General features: G+C 70.8%; 24 protein-coding genes, 1 rRNA gene, 1 pseudogene and 1 riboswitch. Of the genes and pseudogenes, 18 read left to right on the forward strand and 8 right to left on the reverse strand.

Features of this window, described 5'->3' with window-relative positions:
• The 11 genes from rrf to ACF06X_RS10900 all read left to right on the forward strand — a co-directional run.
• Window positions 1-88, forward strand: a 5S ribosomal RNA gene (gene rrf, locus ACF06X_RS10850); the annotation flags it as partial.
• Window positions 89-236: 148 nt separating this feature from the next.
• Complete coding sequence (locus tag ACF06X_RS10855) at window positions 237-845, forward strand: CDP-alcohol phosphatidyltransferase family protein (protein ID WP_158985237.1); 609 nt, start codon at window positions 237-239, stop codon at window positions 843-845.
• Window positions 846-963: 118 nt separating this feature from the next.
• Window positions 964-3,459, forward strand: coding sequence for a sugar phosphate nucleotidyltransferase (locus tag ACF06X_RS10860; RefSeq protein ID WP_392287664.1), 2,496 nt, complete (start codon window positions 964-966; stop codon window positions 3,457-3,459).
• Between the two features lie 100 nt (window positions 3,460-3,559).
• Window positions 3,560-4,489, forward strand: coding sequence for a DUF881 domain-containing protein (locus tag ACF06X_RS10865; RefSeq protein ID WP_392286921.1), 930 nt, complete (start codon window positions 3,560-3,562; stop codon window positions 4,487-4,489).
• Window positions 4,486-4,818, forward strand: a complete 333-nt coding sequence (locus ACF06X_RS10870; protein ID WP_158985233.1) for a small basic family protein — start codon at window positions 4,486-4,488, stop codon at window positions 4,816-4,818. The genes ACF06X_RS10865 and ACF06X_RS10870 overlap by 4 nt, the downstream gene beginning before the upstream one ends.
• Window positions 4,819-4,823: 5 nt before the next feature.
• Entirely contained in the window at window positions 4,824-5,645 is an 822-nt protein-coding gene (locus tag ACF06X_RS10875; RefSeq protein WP_392286922.1) for a DUF881 domain-containing protein, read from the forward strand.
• An 82-nt stretch (window positions 5,646-5,727) separates the two neighbouring features.
• Window positions 5,728-6,669: an FHA domain-containing protein gene (locus ACF06X_RS10880; protein ID WP_392287665.1), complete on the forward strand. Its 942-nt coding sequence runs from the start codon at window positions 5,728-5,730 to the stop codon at window positions 6,667-6,669.
• Window positions 6,670-6,699: 30 nt separating this feature from the next.
• Window positions 6,700-7,443: a MerR family transcriptional regulator gene (locus ACF06X_RS10885; RefSeq protein WP_392286923.1), complete on the forward strand. Its 744-nt coding sequence runs from the start codon at window positions 6,700-6,702 to the stop codon at window positions 7,441-7,443.
• Between the two features lie 53 nt (window positions 7,444-7,496).
• Window positions 7,497-7,970, forward strand: coding sequence for a bifunctional nuclease family protein (locus ACF06X_RS10890; protein ID WP_315894873.1), 474 nt, complete (start codon window positions 7,497-7,499; stop codon window positions 7,968-7,970).
• Window positions 7,971-8,159: 189 nt separating this feature from the next.
• Window positions 8,160-8,789 (forward strand): MerR family transcriptional regulator, encoded by a 630-nt coding sequence (locus ACF06X_RS10895; RefSeq protein ID WP_392286924.1) that lies wholly within the window; start codon window positions 8,160-8,162, stop codon window positions 8,787-8,789.
• A 136-nt stretch (window positions 8,790-8,925) separates the two neighbouring features.
• Window positions 8,926-10,278, forward strand: coding sequence for a DNA polymerase IV (locus ACF06X_RS10900; RefSeq protein ID WP_392286925.1), 1,353 nt, complete (start codon window positions 8,926-8,928; stop codon window positions 10,276-10,278).
• A 64-nt stretch (window positions 10,279-10,342) separates the two neighbouring features.
• On the opposite strand, the gene ACF06X_RS10905 is transcribed toward ACF06X_RS10900, so the two are convergent.
• Window positions 10,343-10,711 carry a PRC-barrel domain-containing protein gene (locus tag ACF06X_RS10905; RefSeq protein WP_392286926.1) on the reverse strand — a complete coding sequence of 123 codons (369 nt, stop codon included), beginning with the start codon at window positions 10,709-10,711 and terminating at the stop codon, window positions 10,343-10,345.
• 113 nt (window positions 10,712-10,824) lie between these two features.
• Window positions 10,825-10,923: riboswitch (glycine riboswitch) on the forward strand.
• 181 nt (window positions 10,924-11,104) lie between these two features.
• On the opposite strand from ACF06X_RS10905, the gene gcvP reads away from it, so the two are divergent.
• Window positions 11,105-13,990, forward strand: coding sequence for an aminomethyl-transferring glycine dehydrogenase (gcvP, locus tag ACF06X_RS10910; protein ID WP_392286927.1), 2,886 nt, complete (start codon window positions 11,105-11,107; stop codon window positions 13,988-13,990).
• A 131-nt stretch (window positions 13,991-14,121) separates the two neighbouring features.
• Here the strand turns inward: gcvP and ACF06X_RS10915 are convergent, their stop codons facing one another.
• Together ACF06X_RS10915 and ACF06X_RS10920 are read right to left on the reverse strand one after the other, a co-directional pair.
• Window positions 14,122-14,328, reverse strand: a complete 207-nt coding sequence (locus ACF06X_RS10915; RefSeq protein ID WP_137990635.1) for a DUF5999 family protein — start codon at window positions 14,326-14,328, stop codon at window positions 14,122-14,124.
• Window positions 14,329-14,655: 327 nt separating this feature from the next.
• The gene (locus ACF06X_RS10920; protein WP_392286928.1) at window positions 14,656-15,255 is read right to left on the reverse strand and encodes a hypothetical protein; all 600 of its coding nucleotides are present in this window, start codon (window positions 15,253-15,255) and stop codon (window positions 14,656-14,658) included.
• A 478-nt stretch (window positions 15,256-15,733) separates the two neighbouring features.
• Here ACF06X_RS10920 and ACF06X_RS10925 point away from each other — a divergent pair, with 478 nt between their 5' ends.
• On the forward strand, window positions 15,734-17,233 hold the full coding sequence (locus ACF06X_RS10925; protein WP_392286929.1) for a glutamate-cysteine ligase family protein: 1,500 nt from the start codon (window positions 15,734-15,736) through the stop codon (window positions 17,231-17,233).
• A gap of 158 nt (window positions 17,234-17,391) precedes the next feature.
• Window positions 17,392-18,144 (forward strand): CPBP family intramembrane glutamic endopeptidase, encoded by a 753-nt coding sequence (locus ACF06X_RS10930; protein WP_392287666.1) that lies wholly within the window; start codon window positions 17,392-17,394, stop codon window positions 18,142-18,144.
• Window positions 18,145-18,246: 102 nt separating this feature from the next.
• Here ACF06X_RS10930 and ACF06X_RS10935 read toward each other — a convergent pair whose 3' ends face one another.
• Complete coding sequence (locus ACF06X_RS10935) at window positions 18,247-19,056, reverse strand: PhzF family phenazine biosynthesis protein (protein WP_392286930.1); 810 nt, start codon at window positions 19,054-19,056, stop codon at window positions 18,247-18,249.
• A 183-nt stretch (window positions 19,057-19,239) separates the two neighbouring features.
• Here ACF06X_RS10935 and ACF06X_RS10940 point away from each other — a divergent pair, with 183 nt between their 5' ends.
• Window positions 19,240-19,893, forward strand: coding sequence for a PadR family transcriptional regulator (locus tag ACF06X_RS10940; RefSeq protein WP_392286931.1), 654 nt, complete (start codon window positions 19,240-19,242; stop codon window positions 19,891-19,893).
• A 115-nt stretch (window positions 19,894-20,008) separates the two neighbouring features.
• Here ACF06X_RS10940 and ACF06X_RS10945 read toward each other — a convergent pair whose 3' ends face one another.
• A complete protein-coding gene (locus ACF06X_RS10945; RefSeq protein ID WP_392286932.1) occupies window positions 20,009-20,437 on the reverse strand; it encodes an SRPBCC family protein in 429 nt (142 codons plus the stop codon).
• A 77-nt stretch (window positions 20,438-20,514) separates the two neighbouring features.
• On the reverse strand, window positions 20,515-20,724 hold the full coding sequence (locus ACF06X_RS10950) for a hypothetical protein (protein WP_392286933.1): 210 nt from the start codon (window positions 20,722-20,724) through the stop codon (window positions 20,515-20,517).
• 337 nt (window positions 20,725-21,061) lie between these two features.
• Between ACF06X_RS10950 and ACF06X_RS10955 the strand changes: the two genes are divergently transcribed.
• From ACF06X_RS10955 to ACF06X_RS10965, 3 genes are all read left to right on the forward strand, one after another.
• Entirely contained in the window at window positions 21,062-21,574 is a 513-nt protein-coding gene (locus tag ACF06X_RS10955) for a Clp protease N-terminal domain-containing protein (RefSeq protein ID WP_392287667.1), read from the forward strand.
• Between the two features lie 41 nt (window positions 21,575-21,615).
• On the forward strand, window positions 21,616-22,614 hold the full coding sequence (locus ACF06X_RS10960; protein WP_392286934.1) for a DMT family transporter: 999 nt from the start codon (window positions 21,616-21,618) through the stop codon (window positions 22,612-22,614).
• 195 nt (window positions 22,615-22,809) lie between these two features.
• Window positions 22,810-23,748, forward strand: a complete 939-nt coding sequence (locus ACF06X_RS10965) for a DMT family transporter (RefSeq protein WP_392287668.1) — start codon at window positions 22,810-22,812, stop codon at window positions 23,746-23,748.
• A 117-nt stretch (window positions 23,749-23,865) separates the two neighbouring features.
• Here ACF06X_RS10965 and ACF06X_RS10970 read toward each other — a convergent pair.
• Both ACF06X_RS10970 and ACF06X_RS10975 read right to left on the reverse strand, forming a co-directional pair.
• Window positions 23,866-24,267, reverse strand: a pseudogene (locus ACF06X_RS10970) (pyridoxamine 5'-phosphate oxidase family protein); the annotation flags it as partial.
• Window positions 24,268-24,514: 247 nt separating this feature from the next.
• Window positions 24,515-24,988 (reverse strand): pyridoxamine 5'-phosphate oxidase family protein, encoded by a 474-nt coding sequence (locus ACF06X_RS10975; RefSeq protein WP_392286935.1) that lies wholly within the window; start codon window positions 24,986-24,988, stop codon window positions 24,515-24,517.
• Between the last annotated feature and the right edge of the window lie 41 nt (window positions 24,989-25,029).

Below are 25,029 nucleotides of genomic sequence, written 5' to 3' on the forward strand. Positions count from 1 at the left end.
CGGTTACATTCCGAACCCGGAAGCTAAGCCTTTCAGCGCCGATGGTACTGCAGGGGGGACCCTGTGGGAGAGTAGGACGCCGCCGAACAATCATTAGCCTCAACCCCCGGACTTTGTCCGGGGGTTGAGGCATTTTTGCGTTCAGACGGGGACCGTCGACCCCTGTGCATCGCTCCCTCATGACGGAAGGTAAGGTCAGGGGGCATCGTTGGCACGTTCCCACAGGAGGCCCCCGGGTGGAGGTCCAGGAGACTCGCGTTCAGACGGACCGGGTGCTCACCATCCCCAACATCCTCAGCATGGCCCGCCTCCTGGGCGTGCCCCTCTTCCTGTGGCTGATTCTCCGTCCCGAGTTCGGTGGCCCCAAGAGCGATGGCTGGGCCCTGCTGGTGCTGATGCTGAGCGGTGTCAGCGACTATCTCGACGGGAAGCTCGCTCGGCGCTGGAACCAGATCAGCAAGCTCGGCCGGCTCCTCGATCCCGCCGCCGACCGGCTCTACATCCTTTCCACCCTCGTCGGGCTGACCTGGCGGGAGATCCTGCCGCTCTGGCTCGCCCTGGCCCTTTTGGCGCGCGAGCTGATGTTGCTGGTGATGGTGGGAATCCTCCGTCGGCACGGCTATCCGCCGCCGCAGGTGAACTTCCTCGGGAAAGCCGCGACATTCAACTTGATGTACGCCTTCCCCCTGCTGCTGCTCAGTGACGGAACGGGCTGGCTTGCGTCACTCGCTGAAGTTTTCGGGTGGGCCTTCGCCGGATGGGGTACAACTCTCTATTGGTGGGCAGGGATCCTCTACGTGGTCCAGGTCCGCCGACTCGTCAAGGCGGATACCGAGGCCGATTGAACCCGTCCCTTCCCGTGCCGTGCAGCGTCGCCGGCATGAAAGAGGACGCCGCAAGGGTCACTGAGCGGACAGGTGAAGCCGGCAGGACCGTCGTCTCTTGAAGGAGGACGCTTCCGACATGAAGGCCGTCGTGATGGCCGGTGGCGAAGGAACCCGACTTCGCCCCATGACCTCAAGCATGCCCAAGCCTCTTCTGCCGGTGGCAAACCGGCCGATCATGGAGCATGTCTTGCGACTGCTCAAGAGGCACGGTCTCAACGAGACCGTCGTCACCGTGCAGTTTCTCGCCTCGCTCGTCAAGAACTACTTCGGTGACGGCGAGGAGCTCGGTATGGAGCTCACGTACGCCAACGAGGAGAAACCGCTCGGTACCGCGGGGAGCGTCAAGAACGCCGAGGAGGCACTGAAGGACGATGCCTTCCTCGTCATCTCCGGCGATGCGCTCACCGACTTCGACCTCACCGACCTGATCGCCTTCCACAAGGAGAAAGGCGCCCTCGTCACCGTCTGCCTGACCCGTGTGCCCAATCCGCTGGAATTCGGTATCACGATCGTGGACGCGGAAGGAAAGGTCGAGCGCTTCCTGGAGAAGCCGACCTGGGGGCAGGTCTTCTCCGACACGGTGAATACCGGCATCTACGTCATGGAGCCCGAGGTCTTCGACTATGTCGAGGCCGACGTTCCGGTCGACTGGTCCGGTGACGTCTTTCCGCAGCTCATGAAGGAAGGCAAGCCGATCTACGGCTATGTCGCCGAGGGCTACTGGGAGGACGTCGGCACCCACGAGAGCTACGTCAAGGCGCAGGCCGACGTGCTCGAAGGCAAGGTGCAGGTCGAACTCGACGGTTTCGAGATCTCCCCGGGCGTCTGGGTCGCCGAAGGGGCCGAGGTCCATCCCGACGCCGTTCTCCGAGGGCCGCTGTACATCGGTGACTACGCGAAGGTCGAGGCCGGCGCCGAAATCCGAGAGCACAGCGTGATCGGCTCGAACGTCGTCGTCAAGACCGGCGCCTTCCTGCACAAGGCGGTCATCCACGACAACGTCTACATCGGCCCCCAGAGCAATCTGCGCGGCTGCGTCGTCGGCAAGAACACCGATGTCATGCGGGCCGCCCGCATCGAGGACGGCGCTGTCATCGGGGACGAATGCCTGGTCGGTGAAGAATCGATCGTGCAGGGGAACGTACGCGTCTATCCCTTCAAGACGATCGAGGCCGGCGCCTTCGTCAACACCTCCGTCATCTGGGAGTCCCGCGGTCAGGCCCACCTCTTCGGGGCGCGCGGGGTCTCCGGCATCCTCAACGTGGAGATCACGCCCGAGCTGGCCGTGCGGCTCGCGGGGGCGTACGCGACCACGCTGAAGAAGGGGTCCACGGTCACCACCGCGCGTGACCACTCCAGGGGTGCCCGCGCGCTGAAACGTGCGGTGATCTCGGCGCTGCAGGCCAGCGCCATCGACGTACGCGACCTGGAGAACGTACCGCTGCCGGTGGCACGGCAGCAGACGGCCAGAGGCAGCGCGGGCGGGATCATGCTGCGGACGTCGCCCGGTGTGCCGGACTCCGTCGACATCATGTTCTTCGACGAGCGGGGAGCGGATCTGTCGCAGGCGGGCCAGCGGAAGCTGGACCGGGTCTTCGCGCGGCAGGAGTACCGGCGGGCGTTCCCGGGCGAGATCGGGGACCTGTCCTTTCCGGCGAGCGTCTTCGACTCGTACACGGGCTCGCTGCTGCGGAACGTCGACACCTCCGGGATCGCGGAGGCGGGCCTCAAGGTGGTCGTCGACGCCTCCAACGGCAGTGCCGGGCTCGTCCTTCCCAGCCTGCTCGGCCGGCTGCAGGTCGATGCGCTGACGATCAACCCGGGGCTCGACGAGTCGCGGCCCACGGAGTCGATCGAGACGCGGCGGGCAGGGCTCGTACGGCTCGGGGAGATCGTGGCCTCGGCGCGGGCGGCGTTCGGTGTGCGGTTCGACCCGGTGGGCGAGCGGCTCTCGCTCGTCGACGAGCGGGGCCGGATCATCGAGGACGACCGCTCGCTGCTCGTCATGCTGGACCTGGTGGCCGCCGAACGGCGCTCGGGGCGGGTGGCGCTGCCCGTGACCACCACGAGGATCGCCGAGCAGGTCGCCGCCTATCACGGCACTCAGGTGGAGTGGACGACGACCTCGCCGGACGACCTCACCCGGGTCGGCCGCGAGGAGTCCACCATCTTCGGCGGTGACGGTCGCGGTGGCTTCATCATCCCCGAGTTCAGCAGCGTCTTCGACGGTGCGGCCGCCTTCGTACGGCTGATCGGTCTCGTCGCGCGGACGCAGCTCACGCTGAGCCAGATCGACGCCCGTATCCCGCGGGCCCATGTGCTCAAGCGGGATGTGGCGACGCCGTGGGCGGTCAAGGGCCTGGTGATGCGCAGGGTGGTGGAGGCGGCCGGTGACCGGTCCGTGGACACCACCGACGGGGTACGGGTGGTGGAGGCGGACGGGCGCTGGGTGATGGTGCTGCCCGACCCGGCCGAGGCCGTCACCCATCTGTGGGCGGAGGGCCCGGACGACACCTCGGCCCAGGCCCTGCTCGACGAGTGGTCGAGTGTGGTGGACAGCGCAGGTCACTGAAGCTCGGAGCCGATGAGCCGGGAGACGTCCTCGGGACGCCTCCCGGCTCATCGGTGGGGCCATTCGGCGGTAGCCCCGCCGACGTGCGACGATGTGCGACATGTCGCAGCAGCACCCCGTTCGGAGCACCGGAACACCGCCCGCGCGTCCGGACGCGTCCATGTCGCTGCTGAACAACGTGATGGACCACGCTCTCGACGACGGCTACGCGGAGGCGTCGGCCCGGCGGGCCGCGGAGGGCGGCGGGCTGCCGCGCACGCTGCGCGCCAAGCTCGGGCTCGCCGCCGGCCTCGTCCTCGCCGCTGCCGTGGTCACCGTGGGCGCGGCCGAGGCGCGGATCTCCGCGCCGGTCGTCGCCAAGGAGCGGCAGGAGCTCATCGACCGGATCGAGGCGGAGACGGCGGCGGCTGTCAGGCTGGAGCAGGACGTCGAGAAGATCCGCGCCGAGGTCGGGGAGCGGCAGCGCGAGGTGCTGGAGCAGCACGGCGGCGACCAGACCGAGCTCGTGGCGCTCCTCTCGGGAGCGACGCCCGTGCGCGGTCCGGGTGTGAAGCTCGTCGTCGACGACGCCAAGGACACCGAGCAGGGCGGCGGAGGTCCGCGCGAGAGCAGCGGGTTCTCCGACACCGGCCGGGTGCGCGACCGGGACATGCAGCGGATCGTCAACGGTCTGTGGGAGTCCGGCGCCGAGGCCGTGGCGATCAACGGTCAGCGACTGACCTCGCTCTCCGCGATCCGGGCGGCCGGCGACGCCATACTGGTCGACAACAAGCCGCTGGTGCCGCCGTACACGGTGCTCGCCGTGGGGGACGGCCGGCGGCTGAGCACCGCGTTCCAGGACAGCGCCGACGGACAGTACCTGCACGCGCTGCAGGAGAACTTCGGGATCCGCACCAGCATCTCGGCCGAGGCCGAGGTGCGTCTGCCGGCCGCGCCGAGCCTGATCGTACGTACAGCAGTGCCGAGGGGAGCCGGGGCGGCCAAGGCCACCGGACAGGCCACGGCCGACACAGGGAAGGGCACATCTTGATCGCCGTACTGGGCCTGATCGTGGGAGTGGTGGTCGGACTGTTCGTCCGGCCCGAGGTTCCGGCGGTGGTCGAGCCCTATCTTCCGATCGCCGTGGTCGCCGCCCTCGACGCGGTCTTCGGCGGGCTGCGGGCCATGCTCGACGGGATCTTCGTCGACAAGGTCTTCGTGGTCTCCTTCCTGTCGAACGTGGTGGTGGCGGCGCTGATCGTCTTCCTCGGCGACAAGCTGGGTGTGGGCGCGCAGTTGTCGACCGGCGTCGTCGTCGTGCTCGGCATCCGGATCTTCTCCAACGCGGCCGCCATCCGGCGGCACGTCTTCCGGGCGTGAGGCCGATGAGCGACGACGACACGCCTCGGAACGAGATGCCCGCGAACGAGATGCCCGCGAACGAGCCGCCGGTGAGCGGCGAGCCGGCCGTCGGTGAGAAGCAGGAGCTGACCGGACGGCAGCGGCTGGCCGCGGGGCTCTGGCCGCCGCGGGTGAGCAGGGCCCAACTCATCGTCGCCGTCCTGCTGTTCGTCCTCGGTCTCGGTCTCGCCATCCAGGTGCGCTCCACCAGCGACAACAGCGCGCTGCGCGGCGCCCGGCAGGAGGACCTGGTGCGGATCCTCGACGAGCTCGACGACCGCACGCAGCGCCTGGAGGACGAGAAGACCCGGCTCGGGACCCAGCGCTCGGAGCTGGAGACCAGCTCGGACCAGGCCGAAGAGGCGCGCAAGCAGACCCAGGAGAAGGAGCGGCAGCTCGGCATCCTGGCCGGAACGGTCGCGGCCGAGGGGCCCGGGATCACCCTGACGATCTCGGACGGCGCGGGCGCGGTCGAGTCCGACATGCTGCTCGACGCCATCCAGGAGCTCCGGGCGGCCGGTGCCGAGGCGATCCAGGTCAACGAGGTACGCGTGGTCGCGGACAGTTATTTCTCCGGCGGCGACGGTTCGATAGAGATCGATGGAACGAAGGTGACCGCTCCGTACGTCTTCAAGGTCATCGGCAAGCCCGAGGATCTCGAGCCCGCGCTCAACATCCCCGGCGGAGTCGTCCAGACCCTGGAGAAGGAGCAGGCCACGGCCTCCGTGGCCCGTTCCCAGAAGATCGTTGTGGACGCCTTGCGACCTGCGAAGCGGCCTGACTACGCTCAGTCGTCCTCGCAGTGACGCGGGGGCGCATGGCGGTCGCGCGACAAGGGCAAGACGTTGCGGGGGGTCGCCGCACCACAAGCGTGGTGCGTGGTGGAAACTGTCCGGAGGATACGGACGTTGTGAGGATGTCCGGGTCGGCAGGTGTGTTCATTCAGGGTTCGTCCTGCCCCACGGGCGGGTCTGTTTCGGTCAAGGGGAATCGCCCGTGAGTTTTTTTGCGAAGTTGTTCGGCAAGAGCGCACGCGAGGACGGCGGCAACGCCAAGCACCGCGCGCCGCGCCATGCCCAGAGCGAGGAGCAGGCCGGCGAGCGCCCGCTCTTCCGCGACGAGGTCGGTGACCGGGGCGGTGACATTCCGGGCGGACAGGGCGCGTCGTCTGTTGACCCTGCCGGTGCCGGCCGCATAGGTTTCGGAGAACCATCAACCTCAAGTGCGGGTGGAGGGTTCACTCCCGACCCGTATGCGACCCAAACCTCCGCGGGCCAGCCGCGGCAGGAGGATGCGTCCATGCCGGTGTGTACGAGGTGCGGTCACCGCAACACCGCGGACAGCCGTTTCTGCTCCCACTGCGGCACGCCGCTGCGGGGCGGGGCGCCTGTGGAGCGCGCGTCCGAGACGACGTCGACGATCTCCATCTCGGGTCTCGAGGCCTACGACGCGGAGGTCACCGGCCAGACCTCGCTTCCGTCCCTCTCTCCCGAGGCGCTGGCGGCGGTCGAGGCCCTGCCGGCCGGTTCGGCACTGCTCGTGGTGCGACGCGGTCCGAATTCGGGCAGCCGTTTCCTGCTGGACGGTGAGCTGACCACGGCCGGCCGTCACCCGCAGAGCGACATCTTCCTGGACGACTTCACCGTCTCCCGCCGTCATGTGGAGTTCCGCCGGGCGCAGGACGGCAGCTTCACCGTCGCCGATGTCGGCAGCCTCAACGGCACGTACGTCAACCGCGAGCCGATCGACTCGGTCGTCCTGTCCAACGGCGACGAGGTGCAGATCGGCAAGTACCGCCTGGTCTTCTACTCGAGCCAGCGGGGCGTGTAAACGCCCCGGAGAAGCCTTCAGGGAAGGTCCATGCTGCGATCACCGACGGGCGGTGCCGGACACGGCACCGCCACCGCGGGCGACCGGCTGGTCAGCATCGGTACGGTGCTGAGTCAGCTGCGCGACGAGTTTCCCGAAGTGACCATCTCCAAGATCCGTTTCCTGGAGGCCGAGGGGCTCGTCGAGCCCCGGCGTACGGCCTCCGGGTACCGGAAGTTCAGCCCGCAGGACGTGGAGCGGCTCGCTCAGATCCTGCGGATGCAGCGGGACCACTATCTTCCGCTGAAGGTCATCCGTGAGCATCTCGACGCCATGGCCAGGGGTGAGCAGGTCAAGCTGCCGGCCCCGGGTTCGCAGCGGGATCTGCTCGACGGTGCCTGGGATCCCGAGAGTGACCGTGCCACCGCCGCGCGGGTGGGCCGGGCGGAGCTGCTCGCCGCCGCGGAGGTGACCGAGGAGGAGCTCGCGGAGTGGGAGTCGTACGGGCTCCTGGCCCCGGGGGCCGAGGGCGGGTACGACCCCGAGGCGATCACCGTCGCCCGTCTGGTCGCGGATCTGGGGAGATTCGGTCTGGAACCGCGGCATCTGCGGGCGGTCAAAGCGGCCGCCGACCGGGAGGCGGGACTGGTCGAACAGATGGTCGCGCCGCTGCGCCGGCACCGTAATCCGCAGACCAGAGCCCATGCGGAGGCCACAGCCAAGGAGCTCGCCGGGCTCTCCGTACGGCTCCACGCGGCACTGGTCCAGACCGCGCTGGGACTCCGGGTGCAGTGAGCTGGAGGGGCCCCGACTACCCAAACCGGCCGAGCACGTCCTAGGGTTGCTGTGTGAACGAGCTCGACGTTGTGGGTGTCCGGGTGGAAATGCCCTCCAACCAACCGATCGTGCTCCTGCGTGAAGTGGGAGGCGATCGGTACCTCCCCATCTGGATCGGACCAGGTGAGGCGACCGCGATCGCCTTCGCCCAGCAGGGCATGGCCCCTGCCAGGCCGCTGACGCACGACCTCTTCAAGGACGTCCTTGAAGCCGTGGGTCAGGAGCTCACCGAGGTCCGCATCACGGATCTCCGTGACGGTGTCTTCTACGCGGAGCTGGTCTTCGCCAGTGGTGTCGAGGTGAGCGCCAGGCCGTCCGACGCGATAGCGCTGGCCCTGCGCACCGGGACGCCGATCTTCGGCAGTGACGGTGTCCTGGACGACGCCGGTATCGCCATTCCGGATGAGCAGGAGGACGAGGTGGAGAAGTTCCGCGAATTCCTCGACCAGATCTCTCCGGAGGACTTCGGTTCCAGCAGCCAGTGATTTCCAGCCGCCGGTGACCCGCTCTCCGAGGGTGCGTCAGCACATTCGAGTAGCCTTTCCCCGACGAGAGACACGGGAAACCACTCTCAGGGTGATTATCACTCGGCGTGCCGAGTGTGGCGATCGTTGACGCACCCCTAGTGACTGCCTACCTTCGTGTGGGCAGGTCAAGGACGGAGGGTCGGCGTGATGAGCAGCGGCGACGGTACGGCAGGGGGCTCCCTCGGGCGCGCGCCCGGGGAGAGCGGTCCGTATCCGCTTCACGGCAGTGTGGGCGACCTCGGGACGGACGCGGGTGCGGGCGAGGGCGCGGAAGCCGGTGCGGAGACGGTCGGATATCGCGGTCCGACGGCGTGCGCGGCGGCGGGGATCACCTACCGCCAATTGGACTACTGGGCGCGTACGGGACTCGTGGAGCCGAGCGTTCGGCCGGCGTACGGATCGGGGACGCAGCGGCTCTACAGCTTTCATGACGTCGTCGTCCTCAAGATCGTCAAGCGGTTCCTCGACACCGGGGTCGCGTTGCAGAACATCCGGGCGGCGGTGCAGCACCTGCGTGCCCGCGGCTTCCGTGATCTGGAGCGGATGACGCTGATGAGCGACGGGGCGACGGTCTACGAGTGCTCCTCGCCGGACGAGGTCGTCGACCTGCTCCAGGGCGGGCAGGGTGTCTTCGGCATCGCCGTTGGTGTGGTCTGGCGGGACGTCGAGGCGGCGCTCTCCCAGCTGCACGGCGAGCGCGTCGACACCGGAGAGACGCTGATCGGGCACAACCCGGGGGACGAGCTGGCGCGACGGCGGCGGGACCGGGCGGTCTGAGAGGCGCGGGGTTCGTGGCGCCGAGACGCGCGGGGTGGTGGCGTCGAGGGGTGCGGGGTGGTGGCGTCGAGGGGTGCGGGCGCGGCCGTACGGGTGTGCTGGTCGATTGTCAGTGGCGTAGGGCAGCATCGGAACTGTGAGAGCCGCGCCGACGATCCTGCATCTCGACATGGATGCCTTCTTCGCCGCCGCCGAGCAGGCGGCGAAGCCGAGTCTGCGCGGGAAGCCGGTGGTCGTCGGGGGGCTCGGGCCGCGCGGGGTCGTCGCCACCGCCTCGTACGAGGCGCGGCGCTTCGGGGTGCACTCCGCGATGCCGATGGGGCAGGCGCGGCGCCTCGCGCCGAACGCCGCCTACCTCGTGCCGCGCTTCGCGTTCTACCGGGCGATCAGCGAGCAGGTCATGGAGCTGCTGGGGCGTCTTTCGCCGCTGGTGGAGCCGCTGAGCCTGGACGAGGCGTTCGTGGACCTGGAGGCCGGGGGAGCGGCCGACGACAGCGCGAGCGCGCGGGCGACCGGCGAGCGGCTGCGCAGGGACATCCTGGCCACGACGGGGCTTAGCGGGTCGGTGGGGCTCGCGGGGTCCAAGATGATCGCGAAGATCGCCTCGGAGGAGGCCAAGCCGGACGGGCTCGTGCTCATAGAGCCCGGGACGGAGCGTGAGCTGCTCGGGCCGAAGTCGGTGCGCATCCTGCCGGGGGTCGGGCCGGCGACGGGGGAGCATCTGCGACGAGCCGGGATGACCACGGTGTCGGACCTCGCGGAGGCGGGCGAGGACGAGCTCGTACGGCTGCTTGGGCGGTCGCACGGGGCCTCGCTGTACCGGATGGCCCAGGGGTACGACGACAGACCCGTGGTGGCCGAGAGGGACGCGAAGTCGGTCTCGGTGGAGGACACCTTCGACGTGGATCTGCACGACCGGGTGCGGATCCGCACGGAGGTCGAGCGCCTGGCCGAACGGTGTGTGCGGAGGCTGCGGGGGTCCGGGCACTCGGGGCGGACGATCGTGCTGAAGGTGCGGCGGTTCGACTTCTCGACGCTCACCCGCTCGGAGACGCTCCGGGGGCCGACGGACGATCCCGTGGTGGTCCGGGAGGCCGCGGCGCGGCTGCTGGAGGCGGTGGACACGACGGGCGGAGTGAGGCTGCTGGGGGTGGGGGTGAGCGGCCTCGCGGACTACACGCAGGAGGACCTCTTCGCGCAGGCGGCGGAGCCGTCCGGGGGCGTGGAGGTGGAGGCACCCGAGCCGGAGGCACCCGAGCCGGAGGCGCCCGTCGAGCGGCGGTGGGCGCCGGGACACGACGTACGGCATGTCGTGTACGGCGCCGGGTGGGTGCAGGGGAGCGGGGTGGGGCGGGTCACCGTGCGTTTCGAGGAGCCGGGGTCGGCGCCGGGCCGGGTGCGGACGTTTCTCGTGGACGACCCGGAGCTGGAGGCGGCGGAGCCGCTGCCGTTGGTGGGGCGTGCGGACGGTGCGGCGGCGGTCGCCTAGCGGGCGTGCGCCCAGCTCCGACGTCGGCCGTGCCCGTGCGCAGCCGTCGACGGCCGGACACGACCTAGGACTCCTCCTGGCCCGCCAGGCGGCCGAAGTCGTGGTCCGGCGGAGGGGGCGGCGGGAGGGCGATGTCGTAGTGGCGATAGAGCTGGAGTTCCTGCTCCGGGGAGAGGTGGCGGCCCACGCCGAAGTCCGGGGCGTCCTTGATCAGGGAGCGTTCGTACGGGACGTGGAGGGCGTCGTCGATCAGTTCGCTCGGCTCCAGGGGGACGAAGGCGTCCCGGCTGAACAGGCCCGTGCGGACCGCGGCCCATTCCGGTACGCCGGTCGCGTCGTCCAGGTACACCTCGTCCACGGTGCCGATCTTGTTTCCATCGCGGTCATATGCCTTGCGGCCGATCAGGCTGCGCGGATCGACGTCGGTCTGCACGGTCCCTCCAACAGGTCGCAACTCGTGTTCAAGACTACGAAAGTGCACATCTGGGATGTCGGCCACTTGAGCGATGGCAGCGGGAACCGCGCTGGTAGGCTGGTTGTGGCTGTCGACCCCGTGCGGGAGAGTCCTCCGAAGAAACCTTTCGGAGGCGCCGAAGGAGCAAATCCTCCCCGGAATCTCTCAGGCCCCCGTACCGCACGGACGAGGTCACTCTGGAAAGCAGGGCGGGCGCTGTGACGGCATCCGCTCTCACCGACGGTGAAAGCCGGCGTGCCCTTCGGTGTGCGCCGGTGAAGCTCTCAGGTTGAGATGACAGAGGGGGAGGCCGTCCGGGCACCCACGCCGTGGTGCCCCTCGCAGGTCGTGACGACCAGGAGGCCTCCGTACATGACCGCCAACCGCACTCCGCTCTCCGAACTCGAACAGGGCATCCCGTTCGAGCAGCGGCACATCGGGCCCGACGCCGAAGCACGGGCCAAGATGCTCGCGCAGGTCGGCTACGGCTCCCTCGACGAGCTCACGGCCGCCGCCGTGCCGGACGTGATCAAGAACGCCGAGGCGCTGGGTCTGCCCGGCGCCCGCACCGAGGCCGAGGTCCTCGCCGAGCTGCGCACGCTCGCCGACCGCAACCAGGTCCTCGCCCCCATGATCGGCCTCGGCTACTACGGCACCTTCACGCCGCCGGTCATCCTCCGCAACGTGATGGAGAACCCCGCCTGGTACACGGCGTACACGCCCTACCAGCCGGAGATCTCGCAGGGCCGTCTGGAGGCGCTGCTCAACTTCCAGACCATGGTCGCCGACCTCACCGGTCTGCCCACCTCCGGCGCCTCGCTCCTCGACGAGGGCACCGCGGCCGCCGAGGCCATGGCGCTCTCCCGCCGGGTCGGCAAGGTCAAGAACGGTGTCTACCTCGTCGACGCCGACGCCCTGCCCCAGACCATCGCCGTGATCGAGACCCGCGCCGAGCCGACTGGTGTCGAGGTCGTCGTCGCGGACCTGAGCGACGGCATTCCGGCCGAGGTCGCCGAGCGCGGCGTCTTCGGCGTGCTGCTCCAGTACCCGGGTGCCTCCGGCGCCGTCCGGGACATCAAGCCGGTCATCGACGCCGCCCACGAGCTCGGCGCGATCGTCACCGTCGCCGCCGACCTGCTCGCGCTGACCCTGCTCACCTCGCCCGGTGAGCTCGGCGCCGACATCGCCGTCGGCACCACCCAGCGGTTCGGCGTTCCGATGGGCTTCGGCGGACCGCACGCCGGCTACATGGCCGTCCAGGGCAAGCACGCCCGCTCGCTGCCCGGCCGCCTGGTCGGCGTCTCGGTCGACGCCGACGGGAACCGGGCCTACCGCCTGGCGCTGCAGACCCGCGAGCAGCACATCCGCCGGGAGAAGGCCACCAGCAACATCTGTACCGCTCAGGTGCTGCTCGCGGTCATGGCCGGCATGTACGCCGTCTACCACGGCCCCGACGGTCTGAAGCAGATCGCCGAGCGCGTCCACCGCTACGCCACCGTCCTCGCCGCGGGACTCACCGCCGGCGGTGTCGAGGTCGTGCACGGTTCGTACTTCGACACCCTCACCGTCCGGGTGCCGGGCAAGGCCGCCGAGGTCGTCGCCGCCGCCCGTGAGGCCGGGGTGAACCTGTACCTCGTCGACGCCGACCACGTGTCGGTCTCCTGCGACGAGACCACTGGGCGTGCCCAGCTCGGCGCCGTCTGGAGCGCCTTCGGGGTAGACGCCGACATCGAGGCCCTGGACGCCGCCACCGAGGACGCGCTGCCCGCCGCGCTGCTGCGCTCCGACGCGTACCTGACCCACCCGGTCTTCCACGCACACCGCTCCGAGACGTCGATGCTGCGCTACCTGCGCAAGCTCGCCGACCGCGACTACGCGCTGGACCGCGGCATGATCCCGCTCGGCTCCTGCACGATGAAGCTGAACGCGACGACCGAGATGGAGCCGGTGACCTGGCCCGAGTTCGGCCAGATGCACCCCTTCGCCCCGGCCGACCAGGCGCAGGGCTACCTGACGCTCATCACGGAGCTCGAGGAGCGCCTCGCCGAGGTCACCGGCTACGACAAGGTGTCGATCCAGCCCAACGCCGGTTCGCAGGGTGAGCTGGCCGGTCTGCTCGCCGTCCGCGCGTACCACCGCGCCAACGGCGACCTGCAGCGCACGGTCTGCCTCATCCCGTCCTCCGCGCACGGCACCAACGCCGCGAGCGCCGTGATGGCCGGCATGAAGGTCGTCGTCGTCAAGACCGCCGACGACGGCGAGGTCGACGTCGCGGACCTGCGCGCCAAGATCGAGCAGTACCGCGACGAGCTGTCCGTGCTGATGATCACCTACCCGTCCACGCACGGTGTGTTCGAGGAGCACGTCGCCGATATCTGCGCCGAGGTCCACGAGGCCGGCGGCCAGGTGTACGTCGACGGCGCCAACCTCAACGCGCTGGTGGGTCTCGCCAAGCCGGGCAAGTTCGGCGGCGACGTGTCCCACCTGAACCTGCACAAGACCTTCTGCATCCCGCACGGCGGCGGCGGTCCCGGTGTCGGGCCGGTCGGCGTCCGCGCCCACCTCGCCCCGTACCTGCCGAACCACCCGCTCCAGCCCACCGCGGGCCCGGAGACCGGCGTCGGCCCGATCTCGGCGGCGCCGTGGGGCTCCGCCGGCATCCTGCCGATCTCGTGGTCGTACGTGCGTCTCATGGGTGGCGAGGGCCTCAAGCGCGCGACGCAGGTCGCCGTGCTCGCCGCGAACTACATCGCCAAGCGCCTGGAGCCGCACTACCCGGTGCTCTACACCGGCCCGGCCGGTCTGGTCGCCCACGAGTGCATCGTCGACCTGCGCCCGCTGTCCAAGGCGACCGGCGTCAGCGTCGACGACATCGCCAAGCGTCTGATCGACTACGGCTTCCACGCGCCGACGATGTCGTTCCCGGTGGCCGGCACGCTGATGATCGAGCCGACCGAGTCCGAGGACCTGTCCGAGCTGGACCGCTTCTGCGACACGATGATCGCGATCCGCGCCGAGATCGAGAAGGTCGCGTCGGGTGAGTGGCCCGCCGAGGACAACCCGCTCCGCAACGCGCCGCACACCGCGGCCGCGCTGGGCGGGGAGTGGAACCACGCGTACACCCGTGACGAGGCCGTCTTCCCGGCCGGTGTGTCGGCGGCCGACAAGTACTGGCCGCCGGTCCGCCGGATCGACGGAGCCTTCGGTGACCGCAACCTGGTCTGCTCCTGCCCGCCGCTGGACGAGTATGACAACTGATGGCTGATACGACGGCTGAAGCGTGAACCGCGCATGAGTCAGGGCCGGTTCGGAGGTCTCCTCCGGGCCGGCCCTTTGTCGTATGCCTCGTACGTGGTCGGTGCGTGTGCGCTCCGACGCCGCCGGCCGCCTCAGGCGGCGGTCGTGACGCGTCCCGCCGTCAGCGGGCGGTGCGGAGCGATGATCTGCCCGTCCGGCAGCAGTTCACCGGTGTCCTCGAAGAGCAGGACCCCGTTGCACAGCAGGCTCCAGCCCTGCTCGGGGTGGTGTGCCATCAGGCGGGCCGCCTCCCGGTCGGCGGAGTCGGCGGTGGGACAGGCTGGCTGGTGCTGGCACATGGGTGGGTTCTTTCGCTGCGTCGTGGTGAGTGTCGTCCTGCGGCTCGTGCTCATGGCCGCCCCCCGTTGTCGGTTCGGTTGGTCCAGTGTTCCCCCACGGACGTCGATCCGCAGGTATTTCGCGGCAGCTCTTCCTACTGCATGAAGACGTATCACCCGCGCGGGCGGTTCAACTCAACTGGGCGGTCTCTTCGGGTGGTTCGGGGTAGCCCCAGTGGGCTAGTCCGTACGGGTCGGGGTGTTCGACGCGCGCGTTCGGACGGAAGCGCGCCCCGCGGCCCGGTCGGCCGCGGGGCGGGAGGCGTGCGCGCGCCCGGGTGGGACGGATCAGGCCGGTGCCGGGGAGCCCAGCAGGGGCGGGGACGTGACGCGCAGGGTCAGGACGGGCAGGAGGTCCGCGACGCGGTGCGGGCGGTGGGCGGCGATGCCCGGCGGCGCGGGGGCGAGCGGGACGAGCAGGTCGGCCGGGTCCAGGCTGGCCGAGGCGCCGTCCGCCTCCGTGTCGCCGTGGAGCCAGAGCGTAAGCATGTACAGCTCCGGTACGGAGAGCAGGCGCGGCTGGTAGAGGGTGGGCAGCGCCTCCGCCTGGAGCAGGGCTCGCTCCGTGGCGGTGATGTAGGGACCCTCGAAGAAGTGCGAGAAGGACCAGCCGTCGGGGGTGAGCATCGTGTCGGCGGCGGCGACGGTCCGGTCGGTGCTCCGGATGAGGAAGCGCCAGCCGGCGAGCCGCGTGCGCGGTGCCTGCCCCGGCGGCACGACCTGGTCCCGTACGTCGAGGACGTGGACGGGCAGGGGCAGCTCGGGGCTCAGCGGCCCCTGGGCTGCCCTGAGGGCGGGAGTTCGCGCCTCGCGGACGGCGGTGGGGGAACCGAGGGCCGCGAGAACACTGCGCAGGGCCGGCGCAGGGGCCGGGGTGGGTCGGAGCATGATGGGTCGCCTCTCACTCAGGAGACACGGTGACGCGTGGGCAGGTACGACGGCGCTGTCAGCTGCCGGGCCGGAGGGGCCGAGAGGCCATGGCCGGGCGCCAACACTCTGCCTCGTTCGCGGAGTTTATACGAGACGTGTTCACGCATTGTTTCCGCTAGCTGTCGCAGATATTGCGGGCAAGGCCTCATCCGGCCTTATTTACGGGGTGATTCGGTGGCTTCCGGGCGGGTGCGCCTCGTCTGCCTGCGGCGTCGTCGCGGATGCGGACGGCCGAATAGCGATCCCACCCTTCCGGCAATTATGGCTCTGGAATATGTCCTTTGCCAGGTGCCGCTGGGATGTGCCGAGCGGGTGCTTCCACCAGCCTATCGCCCGTCGGGGTCGCACCGCAGGCGTTATGGATCAATCCGCTGGGCATCATGGTCCGTACGCGCGCGGCCGTCGCCGCCGTCGACGATCGGGGAGGGACGCTTCGATGGGCGAGAAGGTCGTGGCAGAGGGGTTCGGCCTGTCCGATCGCCAGCGATACCGGAGGAAGCTCCAGCAGTGTCTCGCGGGGCTCGCGAGGCTCTTGGCGGACAAGAGGTTCGACCGGCCGCGGAATCTCATGGGGCTGGAGATCGAACTCAATCTCGCCGGGGCCGACGGCATGCCCCGGATGGTGAATGGGGAGGTCCTCGAGCGGATCGCGAGTACGGATTTCCAGACGGAACTCGGAATGTTCAATCTCGAAGTGAACATCGCTCCGCACCGCCTCGGCGGCCGGGTTTTCGACCGGCTCGCGGAGGAGCTCAGGACCGGTCTGGGATATGCCGACCGCAAGGCCCGCGAAGTCGACGCGGGGGTGGTCATGATCGGAATTCTTCCCACACTCGCACAGCGGGATCTCGTCTTCGAGAATCTCTCCGCCGTCGACCGCTACACCCTTCTCAACGACCAGATCGTCGCCGCCCGGGGCGAGGACTTCCAACTCGACATCCAGGGCGTGGAGCGGCTGACGTGCACGTCGACGTCGATCGTGCCCGAGGCGGCGTGCACCTCCGTGCAGCTGCACCTCCAGGTCACGCCCGGCCGCTTCGCCGCGGTGTGGAACGCCGCGCAGGCCGTGGCGGCGGTCCAGATAGCCGTCGGCGCCAACTCGCCGTTCCTCTTCGGTCACGAGCTGTGGCGGGAGTCGCGGCCGCCGCTCTTCCAGCAGGCCACGGACACCAGGCCGCCCGAGCTCCAGGCGCAGGGGGTACGGCCCCGGACCTGGTTCGGGGAGCGGTGGGTGGACTCCGCGTACGACCTGTTCGAGGAGAACCTGCGGTACTTCCCGCCGCTGCTGCCGATCTGCGACGAGGAGGACCCGCTCCTCGTCCTCGACCGGGGCGGGGTGCCGCGGCTGCAGGAACTCGTCCTGCACAACGGCACGGTCTACCGCTGGAACCGCCCGGTGTACGGGTGGGTGGACGGGGTCCCGCACCTGCGGGTGGAGAACCGGGTGCTGCCGGCCGGGCCGACCGTCACCGACGTCGTCGCCAACGCGGCCTTCTACTACGGGCTCGTCAGGGCGCTCGCGGAGGAAGCGCGCCCGGTGTGGAAGCGGCTGCCGTTCGAGGACGCCGCCGCGAACTTCGAGGCGGCCTGCCGCCACGGGATCGAGTCGGAGCTGCGCTGGCCGCGCTCCGGCCGGTCGGGCGGGGTGGCGAGCGTCCCCGCTGTACGTCTCGTCCTCGACGAGCTGCTGCCGCTGGCCGCGTCCGGGCTCGACGCCTGGCACGTCGAGCCCGCCGACCGGGACTTCTATCTCGGCGTGATCGAGGAGCGCTGCCGGGCGCGGGTGAACGGCGCGTCCTGGCAGGCCGACACCTTCCACAAGGCGCTGGAGGCCGGCCTCGACCGTGAGGGGGCCCTGGCGGCGACGACCCGCCGGTACGCGGAGCTGATGCACGCGGGGGAGCCGGTGCACACCTGGCCGGTCGGGATCGACTGAGCCGGGGCACGCACCTGGGCAGGGGGGCGTTCGGCGACGGAATGGCGTCCGCACCGGCTCGTCGCGCATGATCTCCGTACCCGGAAAGCGATGGGGAAGTGGAGACAGGTGTGGTGTCGGATCAACGAGTGGTCGCCGGTTCTCTTCCCCCCGAGGGCATGCCGCGCAGGACCCTTCGCTCCGAGACGGTGCTCGTGCTCGCGCTCTCGCTCGGTGCGAGCGCTGTCTCGGCGCTCATCAGCTTCGTCGGCTCGCTGACCAAGCCGGGTGGCCTCAAGGACCAGGCGGCGACGCTGAACAGCTCGTACGCGCCCGGCCGGCCGTGGCTCGACCTCGCCTGGCAGCTCTTCGGGATCGCCTCAGCACTGGTCCCCGTCGTGCTCGTCGCGCATCTGCTGCTGCGTGAGGGGGCGGGGCTCCGGGCCATCGGCTTCGACCGGTCCAGGCCGTGGCCGGATCTCGGGCGCGGGGCGCTGATCGCGGCCGGGATCGGCAGCGCCGGCCTCGCCTTCTACCTGGCGGCGCGAGCTGCGGGCTTCAACCTGACGGTGGTGCCCGAGGCGCTGCCGGACGTGTGGTGGAAATACCCCGTCCTGATCCTGTCGGCGGTGCAGAACTCCGTACTGGAGGAGGTCATCGTCGTCGGCTATCTGCTGCGCAGGCTGGGGCAGTTGGGGTGGACGCCGATGGCCGCCCTGGTGGCGAGTTCGGTGTTGCGAGGCTCGTACCACCTGTACCAGGGGATCGGCGGCTTCATCGGGAACGTCGTCATGGGCGTCGTCTTCGTATGGCTCTACCGACGGTGGGGGCGGGTGGGGCCGCTGGTGGTGGCGCACGCGCTGCTCGACATCGTGGCCTTCGTCGGATACGGGCTGCTGGCCGGGAAGGTCGACTGGCTGCCCACCGCGTAGACGAGGAGCGGGGCGGGAGCGGGAAGGTAAGGGAAGGGAAGGGGCGTACGGCGGCGGCCGTACGCCCCTTCGTCGTAGGGGGCGGAGGCGGGACGGGCCGGGTCAGGCGTGCAGCTCGCCGTCGATGACCATGACCGCGTGGCCGGTCAGCAGGGTGCGGTCGCCGCGCAGGCTGGTGCGCACGATGCCGGTGCGGGCGCCGCCCTGGAAGCCGGTGAGTTCGTCGCGGCCGAGGCGCGCCGACCAGAACGGGGCGAGCGCGGTGTGCGCGCTGCCGGTGACCGGGTCCTCGTCGATGCCGACGCGCGGGAAGAAGCAGCGGGAGACGAAGTCGTAGCCGCGCTCGGGCCGTTCGGCGGCGGCGGTGGCGATGACGCCCCGCTCCGAGAGGTGCGCGAGGGCGGCGAAGTCCGGCGCGAGAGAGCGGACGGCGGCCTCGTCGCGGAGCTCCACGACGAGATCGCCGATGTGGGGCGCGGTGTCGTGGACGGAGACGGCCTCCGTGCCCAGCGCCTTGGTCAGGCCGTCCGGGGCCGTGACGGGCGTCAGCGACGAGGTCGGGAAATCCATGGTGATGGTGGAGTCCTCCTCGGCCGTGGCGCTGAGGATGCCGCAGCGGGCGGCGAACCGGACCGTCCCGGTCGCGAGCCCGGTGGTGTGCAGGACGTGCGCGGTGGCGAGCGTGGCGTGGCCGCACATGTCGACCTCGGTGGTCGGGGTGAACCAGCGCAGGGCCCAGTCGGCCTCGCCGCCGGCCGGGAGGGGGTGGGCGAAGGCGGTCTCGGAGAGGTTGACCTCGGCGGCCACCTTCTGGAGCCAGTGGTCGTCCGGGAAGGAGTCGAGGAGGAGGACCCCTGCCGGGTTGCCGGAGAAGGGGCGGTCGGTGAACGCGTCGACGATTCGGATCCGCATGTCAGGGACCGTACCGGCGCCGTAAAGCCGCAGGCCAAGGCCAATCCGGAGTGAGTGGACCGGTCCGGGTCGGTCGTCGGGTTAGCAGGAGGGCTGGCAGAAGGGTTGGCAAACGAACACTTCCGATATATCGTTGAGGCATCGCGACAGTTCGATGATGTACCCGATGGAAGGAGCGTTGCGATGCGTTCACATGGACACGAACACGGACATGGAGACTGCGGACCCGGCCCTCGCGGCCGGGGGGACTTCGGTCGCGGCGCGTTCGGCCGCGGGGAGTTCGACCGTGGTGACTTCGAGCGACGGCGCGCCGCCTTCGGCCCCTTCGGGCCGGGCTTCGGCGGCGGACCGTTCGGCGGAGGCCCCTTCGGGGGCGGGCGGGGCCGCGGCGGAGGCAGGGCGCGGCGCGGAGACGTGCGCGCCTCGATCCTCGCGCTGCTGAAGGATCGCCCGATGCACGGCTACGAGATGATCCGGGAGATCGGCGAGCGCAGCGGCGGGGCGTGGAAGCCCAGCCCCGGCTCCGTCTACCCGACCCTCCAGCTCCTCGAGGACGAGGGCCTCATCGCCAGTGAGACCGAGGGCGGCAAGAAGCTGTTCACGCTCACCGACGCCGGCCGCGCCGAGGCCGAGTCGGGGCCCGAGGCGCCCTGGGAGGACGCCGGGCGCGGTGTCGACTGGGAGGCGCTGAACGAGATCCGGCAGGCCGGCTTCGGTCTGATGGAGGCGTTCGGGCAGGTCTGGAAGACCGGCAGCGCCGAACAGCGGCAGAAGGCGGTCGAGGTCATCAACGACGCCCGTAAGAAGCTGTACCTGATCCTGGCCGACGAGCACTGAGAGGCCGGACCGGACCAGTCCGGACCGGACCGGTCCGGCGAGAGGGGCCCCGCGGCGATGCGCCGCGGGGCCCCTTCTCGCGCTCGGTGGGGGGTCGGGTTCGTGTGTGTGGGGGTCAGGTCACCAGGCCGGCCAGTTTGCGCAGCGACTCGTTCAGTGCCGCGGTGGCGGAGTCCTTCAGCTTGCCCGCCATCAGCGAGACGGCCGCGCCCGTGAACTCCCCGTCGATCCGGACGGTGGTGGCCTCCCCGTCGGCCGCGAGCGAGTAGCGCGTGCCGACGTTGACGCCCATCGGGCCCTTGCCGCGGATCGCCAGTACGCGGGCCGTCTCCAGCTCCTCGACCGTCCACGTCACCTCGGCGGGGAACCCCATCAGCTTCATGTTCTCGGCGAAGGTGGCGCCCGTCTCCAGCGTGGTGGGGCCGCCGTTCGGGAAGTTCGTGTGGGTGGCGTTCCACTCGCCGTACGAGGTGAAGTCCGTCAGCTGGGCCCAGACCTTCTCGGCCGGCGCGTCGATCCGTGCCTCGGCACTGACTTCGGCCATGCGACCACCCCTTCACGCGTTCACGTGTCGTCGTTGGGATCCGGTGTCGCGGAACGTAGCCGGGCGGCCGTGAACATTCAATACTGATGAACCGTCAGTTCTTCTATGTCGCCGATCCACCACATCTGCGCCGCGTCGAACCAGTCGGAGGCCCGAGGGCCCCCGGTCTCCTCATGGCAGTGGAACGCGGCCCAGAAGAGGTCGGCCGGCAGCGCTTCCCGCGGCGCGTACACGCGGTAGACGTACTGCCGCCCGTCGAGTGCGAGCAGCGCGACCATCCAGAACATACCCGGAGGACGAAACGGGAGGGGGTCGTGGTTGCGTGCGGGGCGTAGAGCAAGGCGGCGCGCGCCCCCGAGGCCGAAGTCTCTCGATCTCCTCCGCAAGGAGGAGGAACCGCACGTCCATGCCCAACTCCGGTGGGATGCGCACATGCTTCTCCACGGGGATGTTCCGGCCGGCCCGGCCTGATGAGGTGGGAGGGTGCAAAGTCCCGTCCCTCGTCCCGCCTCCCGCCCCGTTCCTCATGTGCCGCGGCGGACCGCCGCCGTCGGGCGCGCGGACGTCGAGCCGGGCCCGACCGCCGCGCTCGCCACCACCGCCAGCGGCGCCAGCGGCGCTGCCATCGCCACCGGCGCTGCCACGGTCGCGCTCGCCACGGTGGTAGCCGGTGCGCGCCGCAGGGCGCTGCGCGACGGGGACCGGCAGATCGACACCGCCCACCTGCTGCACTCCCTCGTCGAGTCCGACCCGGAGGTCGGCCCCGCCTTCGAGGGCCGGACACAGCTCGCCCGCGTGCTCGGCTACCTCGTCCAGCGCTCCATCGGATACGGGTTGCGGTGGCAGCGTTCGGTCGAGGACTCCGGCGCCCGCCGCGTCGGCCGGGAGGGGGAGGCGGCGGCGGAGGTGTCGCAGTGGGCCGTGGCCGTGGCCGGATGGTCCCCCTCGGCCGCGGCGGCGATGGCCCGCGCCCGGGAGCGGGCCGCGCCGCGCGTCGATCCGCGCGTCCGCGGCCTCGATCTGCTCGCCGCCCTCACCGCCGACCCGGACTGCCGCGCCGTCGAGGTGCTGCGCCGCGCGGGCGTCGATCCGCGCGTCCTGGCCGACCGGATCGAAGAGCTGTCTCAACAGGTGTAACGGGGGTTACGCACCTGACGGCGTCCTGTCATCATGTCCGGATGCACGCGTCTCAGGGGAGAAGCGCCGGCCTGGGACTAGCCCTGGCCTCGGCCTTCGCATTCGGTGGTTCAGGTGTGGCGGCCAAGCCGCTCATCGAGGCGGGCCTCGACCCGCTCCATGTGGTGTGGCTCCGGGTGGCCGGAGCCGCCCTCGTCATGCTGCCCGTGGCCTGGCGCCACCGGGACCTGCTGCGGCGCAGGCCCGCACTCCTCGCCGGCTTCGGACTGCTCGCCGTCGCGGGCGTCCAGGCCTGCTACTTCGCCTCGATCTCCCGGATCCCGGTCGGCGTCGCCCTGCTCATCGAGTACCTTGCCCCGGCCCTCGTCCTCGGCTGGGTCCGCTTCGTCCAGCGTCGGCCCGTGACGCGCGCCGCCGCGCTCGGTGTCGTCCTCGCCGTCGGCGGACTCGCCTGCGTCGTGCAGGTGTGGTCGGGACTGAGCTTCGATCTGATCGGGCTGCTGCTCGCGCTGGGCGCCGCCTGCTGCCAGGTCGGCTACTTCGTCCTCTCCGACCACGGCGGGGACGAGTCCGACCCGGCCGACCCGATGGGCGTCATCGCGTACGGACTTCTCATCGGCGCCCTCGTCCTCACCGTCGTCGCCCGGCCGTGGGGGATGGACTTCTCGGTGCTCGCCGGCGACGCGGACATGGACGGTACGGGCGTCCCCGCCTGGCTGCTGCTGGGCTGGATCGTGCTGATCGCCACCGTCCTCGCCTACGTCACCGGAATCGTCTCGGTGCGGCGGCTGTCGCCGCAGGTGGCCGGTGTCGTGGCCTGCCTCGAGGCGGTGATCGCCACCGTGCTGGCGTGGGTGCTGCTCGGGGAGCACCTGGCGGCCCCGCAGATCCTCGGTGGCGCCGTCGTCCTGATCGGCGCGTTCATCGCCCAGTCGTCGACGCCGAAGGCGGCGGTGGCGGAGCCGGTGGCCGGGTCCCTGGCGGGCGCCGGGCCGGGTGAGTCCGTATCCGAGTTGTCCGGAGACCGGACCGCCCCCTAAGGTGACGATCATGCATTCGACCGTACTTCCGCCTCCCGCCGCCTAGCGCGGGCGGCCACTCTCCCTGACGAAGACCGGGCTCGGGCAGTCCCCGAGCGGTTCGTCGCTGCCCGCGTGCGGAGTCGAGCGACCACATCACCCCGTCTTCACACGGAGAAGCACGTGTCGAATTCCTCCTCCGCGTCCGCGGCAGCCATGCCTGCCGTCGGGCGGAGCCTCCTCTATCTGATCGTCGCCGGAGTCGCCTGGGGCACGGCCGGTGCCGCCGCCTCGCTGATGTTCCGGGTCAGCGACATGGGCCCGCTGGCGCTGTCCTTCTGGCGCTGCGTCGGTGGCCTGGTGCTGCTGCTCGGGGCGCTCGCGCTACGGCCCCGCCGGGTCGTGGCGGCCCTGGAACCGCGTCGGCGGCGGCTCGTCCGCATCCTCGGGACGGGTATCGGGCTGACCCTCTTCCAGAGCGCCTACTTCGCCGCCGTCCAGGCGACGGGTCTCGCGGTCGCGACCGTCGTCACCCTGGGCGCCGGGCCTGTCCTGATCGCGCTCGGCGCCCGGCTCACCATGGGCGAACGGCTCGGGCGCGGCGGTGCGGCCGCCGTCGTCGGCGCGCTCGCCGGACTCGCCGTCCTCGTCCTGGGCGGGGAGTCGGGCGAGGTCCGCCCGCTGGGCGTGTTCCTCGCGGTGGTGTCGGCGGCGGGGTACGCGGCGATCACGCTGCTCACCCGGTGGCTGGGGCGCGACGGCGGGGCGTCCGACGCCCTGTCGACGACGACGTGGGCCTTCGCGATCGGCTCCGTCGGGCTGCTGCCGATGGCGGCCCTGGAGGGGCTTCTCCCGCACACGGCGGAGCCGGTGCGGGTCGTCGGCCTGCTGATCTACGTGGCGGCGGTGCCGACGGCGCTCGCGTACGCGCTGTACTTCGCGGGCGCGGCCGTGGTCCGCGCGGCGACCGTCTCCGTGATCATGCTCTTGGAGCCGGTGAGCGCGGCGGTCATCGCCGTCACGCTCCTCGGCGAGCAGCTCACCGGCGCCACGGTGGCCGGCACGCTGCTGCTCCTGGCTGCGGTGTCCGGACTCGCCACGGCGGAGGCCCGCGGCGCGGCGGAGCGCCGCAGGGAGGCGGTCGTGGCGGTGTAGCGGGCGGCCGTCCGGCCCCGCGGCGCGACTGCGGGGCCGGGCTGCGGGGCCGGCTGCTGGGCCCGGCTGTGGGCCGGACGCGGCTGCGGGGCCGGGGCGGGGCTGCGGGCCGCGCCCTCAGATGGCGGCGAGGTAGTCGGGCAGGGCGACGGACGGGTCCAGGTCGTCGGCCGGGATCGGTGTGCCGTAGCCCTTGCGTACGGGGACGACACCGGTCCAGTGGGGCAGCGCCGTGTCCTCCGGGTCGTCGTTGGGGCCGCCGGTGCGGACCTTCGCCGAGACCTCCTCCAGGTCCAGGCGCAGCACGGCGGTGGCGGCGAGCTCCTTGGCGTTGGCCGGGCGGGAGTCAGCGGACCGGCCCCGGACGACCTGGTCCACCAGGGCGTCCAGGGCCGTGCGCCGTTCCTCGGGGTCGGTGACCTGGTGGGCGGTCCCATGGACCACCACCGAGCGGTAGTTGATCGAGTGGTGGAAAGCCGAGCGGGCGAGGACGAGGCCGTCGACATGGGTCACGGCTCGCGGCGGCGGCGGGCCCGGCGCCGGCACGGAGTTACGGCTGAGGGGTGAGAGCGGCGGCCGGGGGCTGCTCCCCGGAGCCCTCGGCGCGCTGCGCACCGCCCACCCCGAACCGCGGGTGAAGACCGTCGAGCTGGAGCCGGAGCAGGGCCTCGGGCGGGGAACGGCCCTGGAAGGGATCGCCGGCCGGACACCCGGTCCGGTGGCCCGGTGACGCCCTGACCCGGTGGGGGCGCGGGGCGGACGGCGCTCAGCCGCCCGGCGTCCCCAGCTTGCGGAAGTCCCAGGAGACGACGGCGTCCGGGGTCAGCCGCAGCCAGGCGTGCCTGCCGTCGTGCGGCATCGTGTCCAGGCCGAAGTTCTTCGCGGCGAAGAGCCGCTCGGGGGCGTCGAGTTCGGGGCAGGGCTCGCCCGTGCGCGGGGCCTCGCCGACGAAGACGGCGGTCCCCGACAACTCGACGCCGCGCAGCTCTCCGTACTCCTCGCCGTCGTCGACCACCACGGCGATCCGGGGGTCGGCGCGCAGCTGCGCCCAGCGGCGGCTCCGGGTGATCGAGTAGAGCCAGAGCGAGGTCCCGTCCCAGGCGAACCAGAGCGCCCCGACGTGCGGCCGGCCGTCGGCGGAGACGGTCGCGACCCGGCAGGTGCGCTGCTCGGTGAGGAAGGTGTCCAGCTCGGCCGGGCTCATCATGATCCGGCGCCCGCGGCGCTGTGTGACGGTCATCGCCTGCCCTCTTCCGATGATTCCGAGATTCTGATGGAGTG

It is taken from the genome of Streptomyces sp. NPDC015346 (assembly GCF_043078785.1).
Classification (GTDB): Bacteria; Actinomycetota; Actinomycetes; order Streptomycetales; family Streptomycetaceae; genus Streptomyces.

What these genes read in the sequence shown, in the direction of transcription:
- ACF06X_RS10875 (WP_392286922.1), top strand. Translation starts at nt 4,824, where the DNA reads ATGAGCGACGACGACACGCCTCGGAACGAGATGCCCGCGAACGAGATG.
- ACF06X_RS10915 (WP_137990635.1), bottom strand. Translation starts at nt 14,328, where the DNA reads ATGTGCCAGCACCAGCCAGCCTGTCCCACCGCCGACTCCGCCGACCGG.
- ACF06X_RS10945 (WP_392286932.1), bottom strand. Translation starts at nt 20,437, where the DNA reads ATGGCCGAAGTCAGTGCCGAGGCACGGATCGACGCGCCGGCCGAGAAG.
- ACF06X_RS10925 (WP_392286929.1), top strand. Translation starts at nt 15,734, where the DNA reads ATGGGCGAGAAGGTCGTGGCAGAGGGGTTCGGCCTGTCCGATCGCCAG.
- ACF06X_RS10975 (WP_392286935.1), bottom strand. Translation starts at nt 24,988, where the DNA reads ATGACCGTCACACAGCGCCGCGGGCGCCGGATCATGATGAGCCCGGCC.
- ACF06X_RS10920 (WP_392286928.1), bottom strand. Translation starts at nt 15,255, where the DNA reads ATGCTCCGACCCACCCCGGCCCCTGCGCCGGCCCTGCGCAGTGTTCTC.
- gcvP (WP_392286927.1), top strand. Translation starts at nt 11,105, where the DNA reads ATGACCGCCAACCGCACTCCGCTCTCCGAACTCGAACAGGGCATCCCG.
- ACF06X_RS10930 (WP_392287666.1), top strand. Translation starts at nt 17,392, where the DNA reads ATGCCGCGCAGGACCCTTCGCTCCGAGACGGTGCTCGTGCTCGCGCTC.
- ACF06X_RS10935 (WP_392286930.1), bottom strand. Translation starts at nt 19,056, where the DNA reads ATGCGGATCCGAATCGTCGACGCGTTCACCGACCGCCCCTTCTCCGGC.
- ACF06X_RS10895 (WP_392286924.1), top strand. Translation starts at nt 8,160, where the DNA reads ATGAGCAGCGGCGACGGTACGGCAGGGGGCTCCCTCGGGCGCGCGCCC.
- ACF06X_RS10940 (WP_392286931.1), top strand. Translation starts at nt 19,240, where the DNA reads ATGCGTTCACATGGACACGAACACGGACATGGAGACTGCGGACCCGGC.
- ACF06X_RS10965 (WP_392287668.1), top strand. Translation starts at nt 22,810, where the DNA reads ATGCCTGCCGTCGGGCGGAGCCTCCTCTATCTGATCGTCGCCGGAGTC.
- ACF06X_RS10860 (WP_392287664.1), top strand. Translation starts at nt 964, where the DNA reads ATGAAGGCCGTCGTGATGGCCGGTGGCGAAGGAACCCGACTTCGCCCC.
- ACF06X_RS10950 (WP_392286933.1), bottom strand. Translation starts at nt 20,724, where the DNA reads ATGTTCTGGATGGTCGCGCTGCTCGCACTCGACGGGCGGCAGTACGTC.
- ACF06X_RS10865 (WP_392286921.1), top strand. Translation starts at nt 3,560, where the DNA reads ATGTCGCAGCAGCACCCCGTTCGGAGCACCGGAACACCGCCCGCGCGT.
- ACF06X_RS10885 (WP_392286923.1), top strand. Translation starts at nt 6,700, where the DNA reads ATGCTGCGATCACCGACGGGCGGTGCCGGACACGGCACCGCCACCGCG.
- ACF06X_RS10960 (WP_392286934.1), top strand. Translation starts at nt 21,616, where the DNA reads ATGCACGCGTCTCAGGGGAGAAGCGCCGGCCTGGGACTAGCCCTGGCC.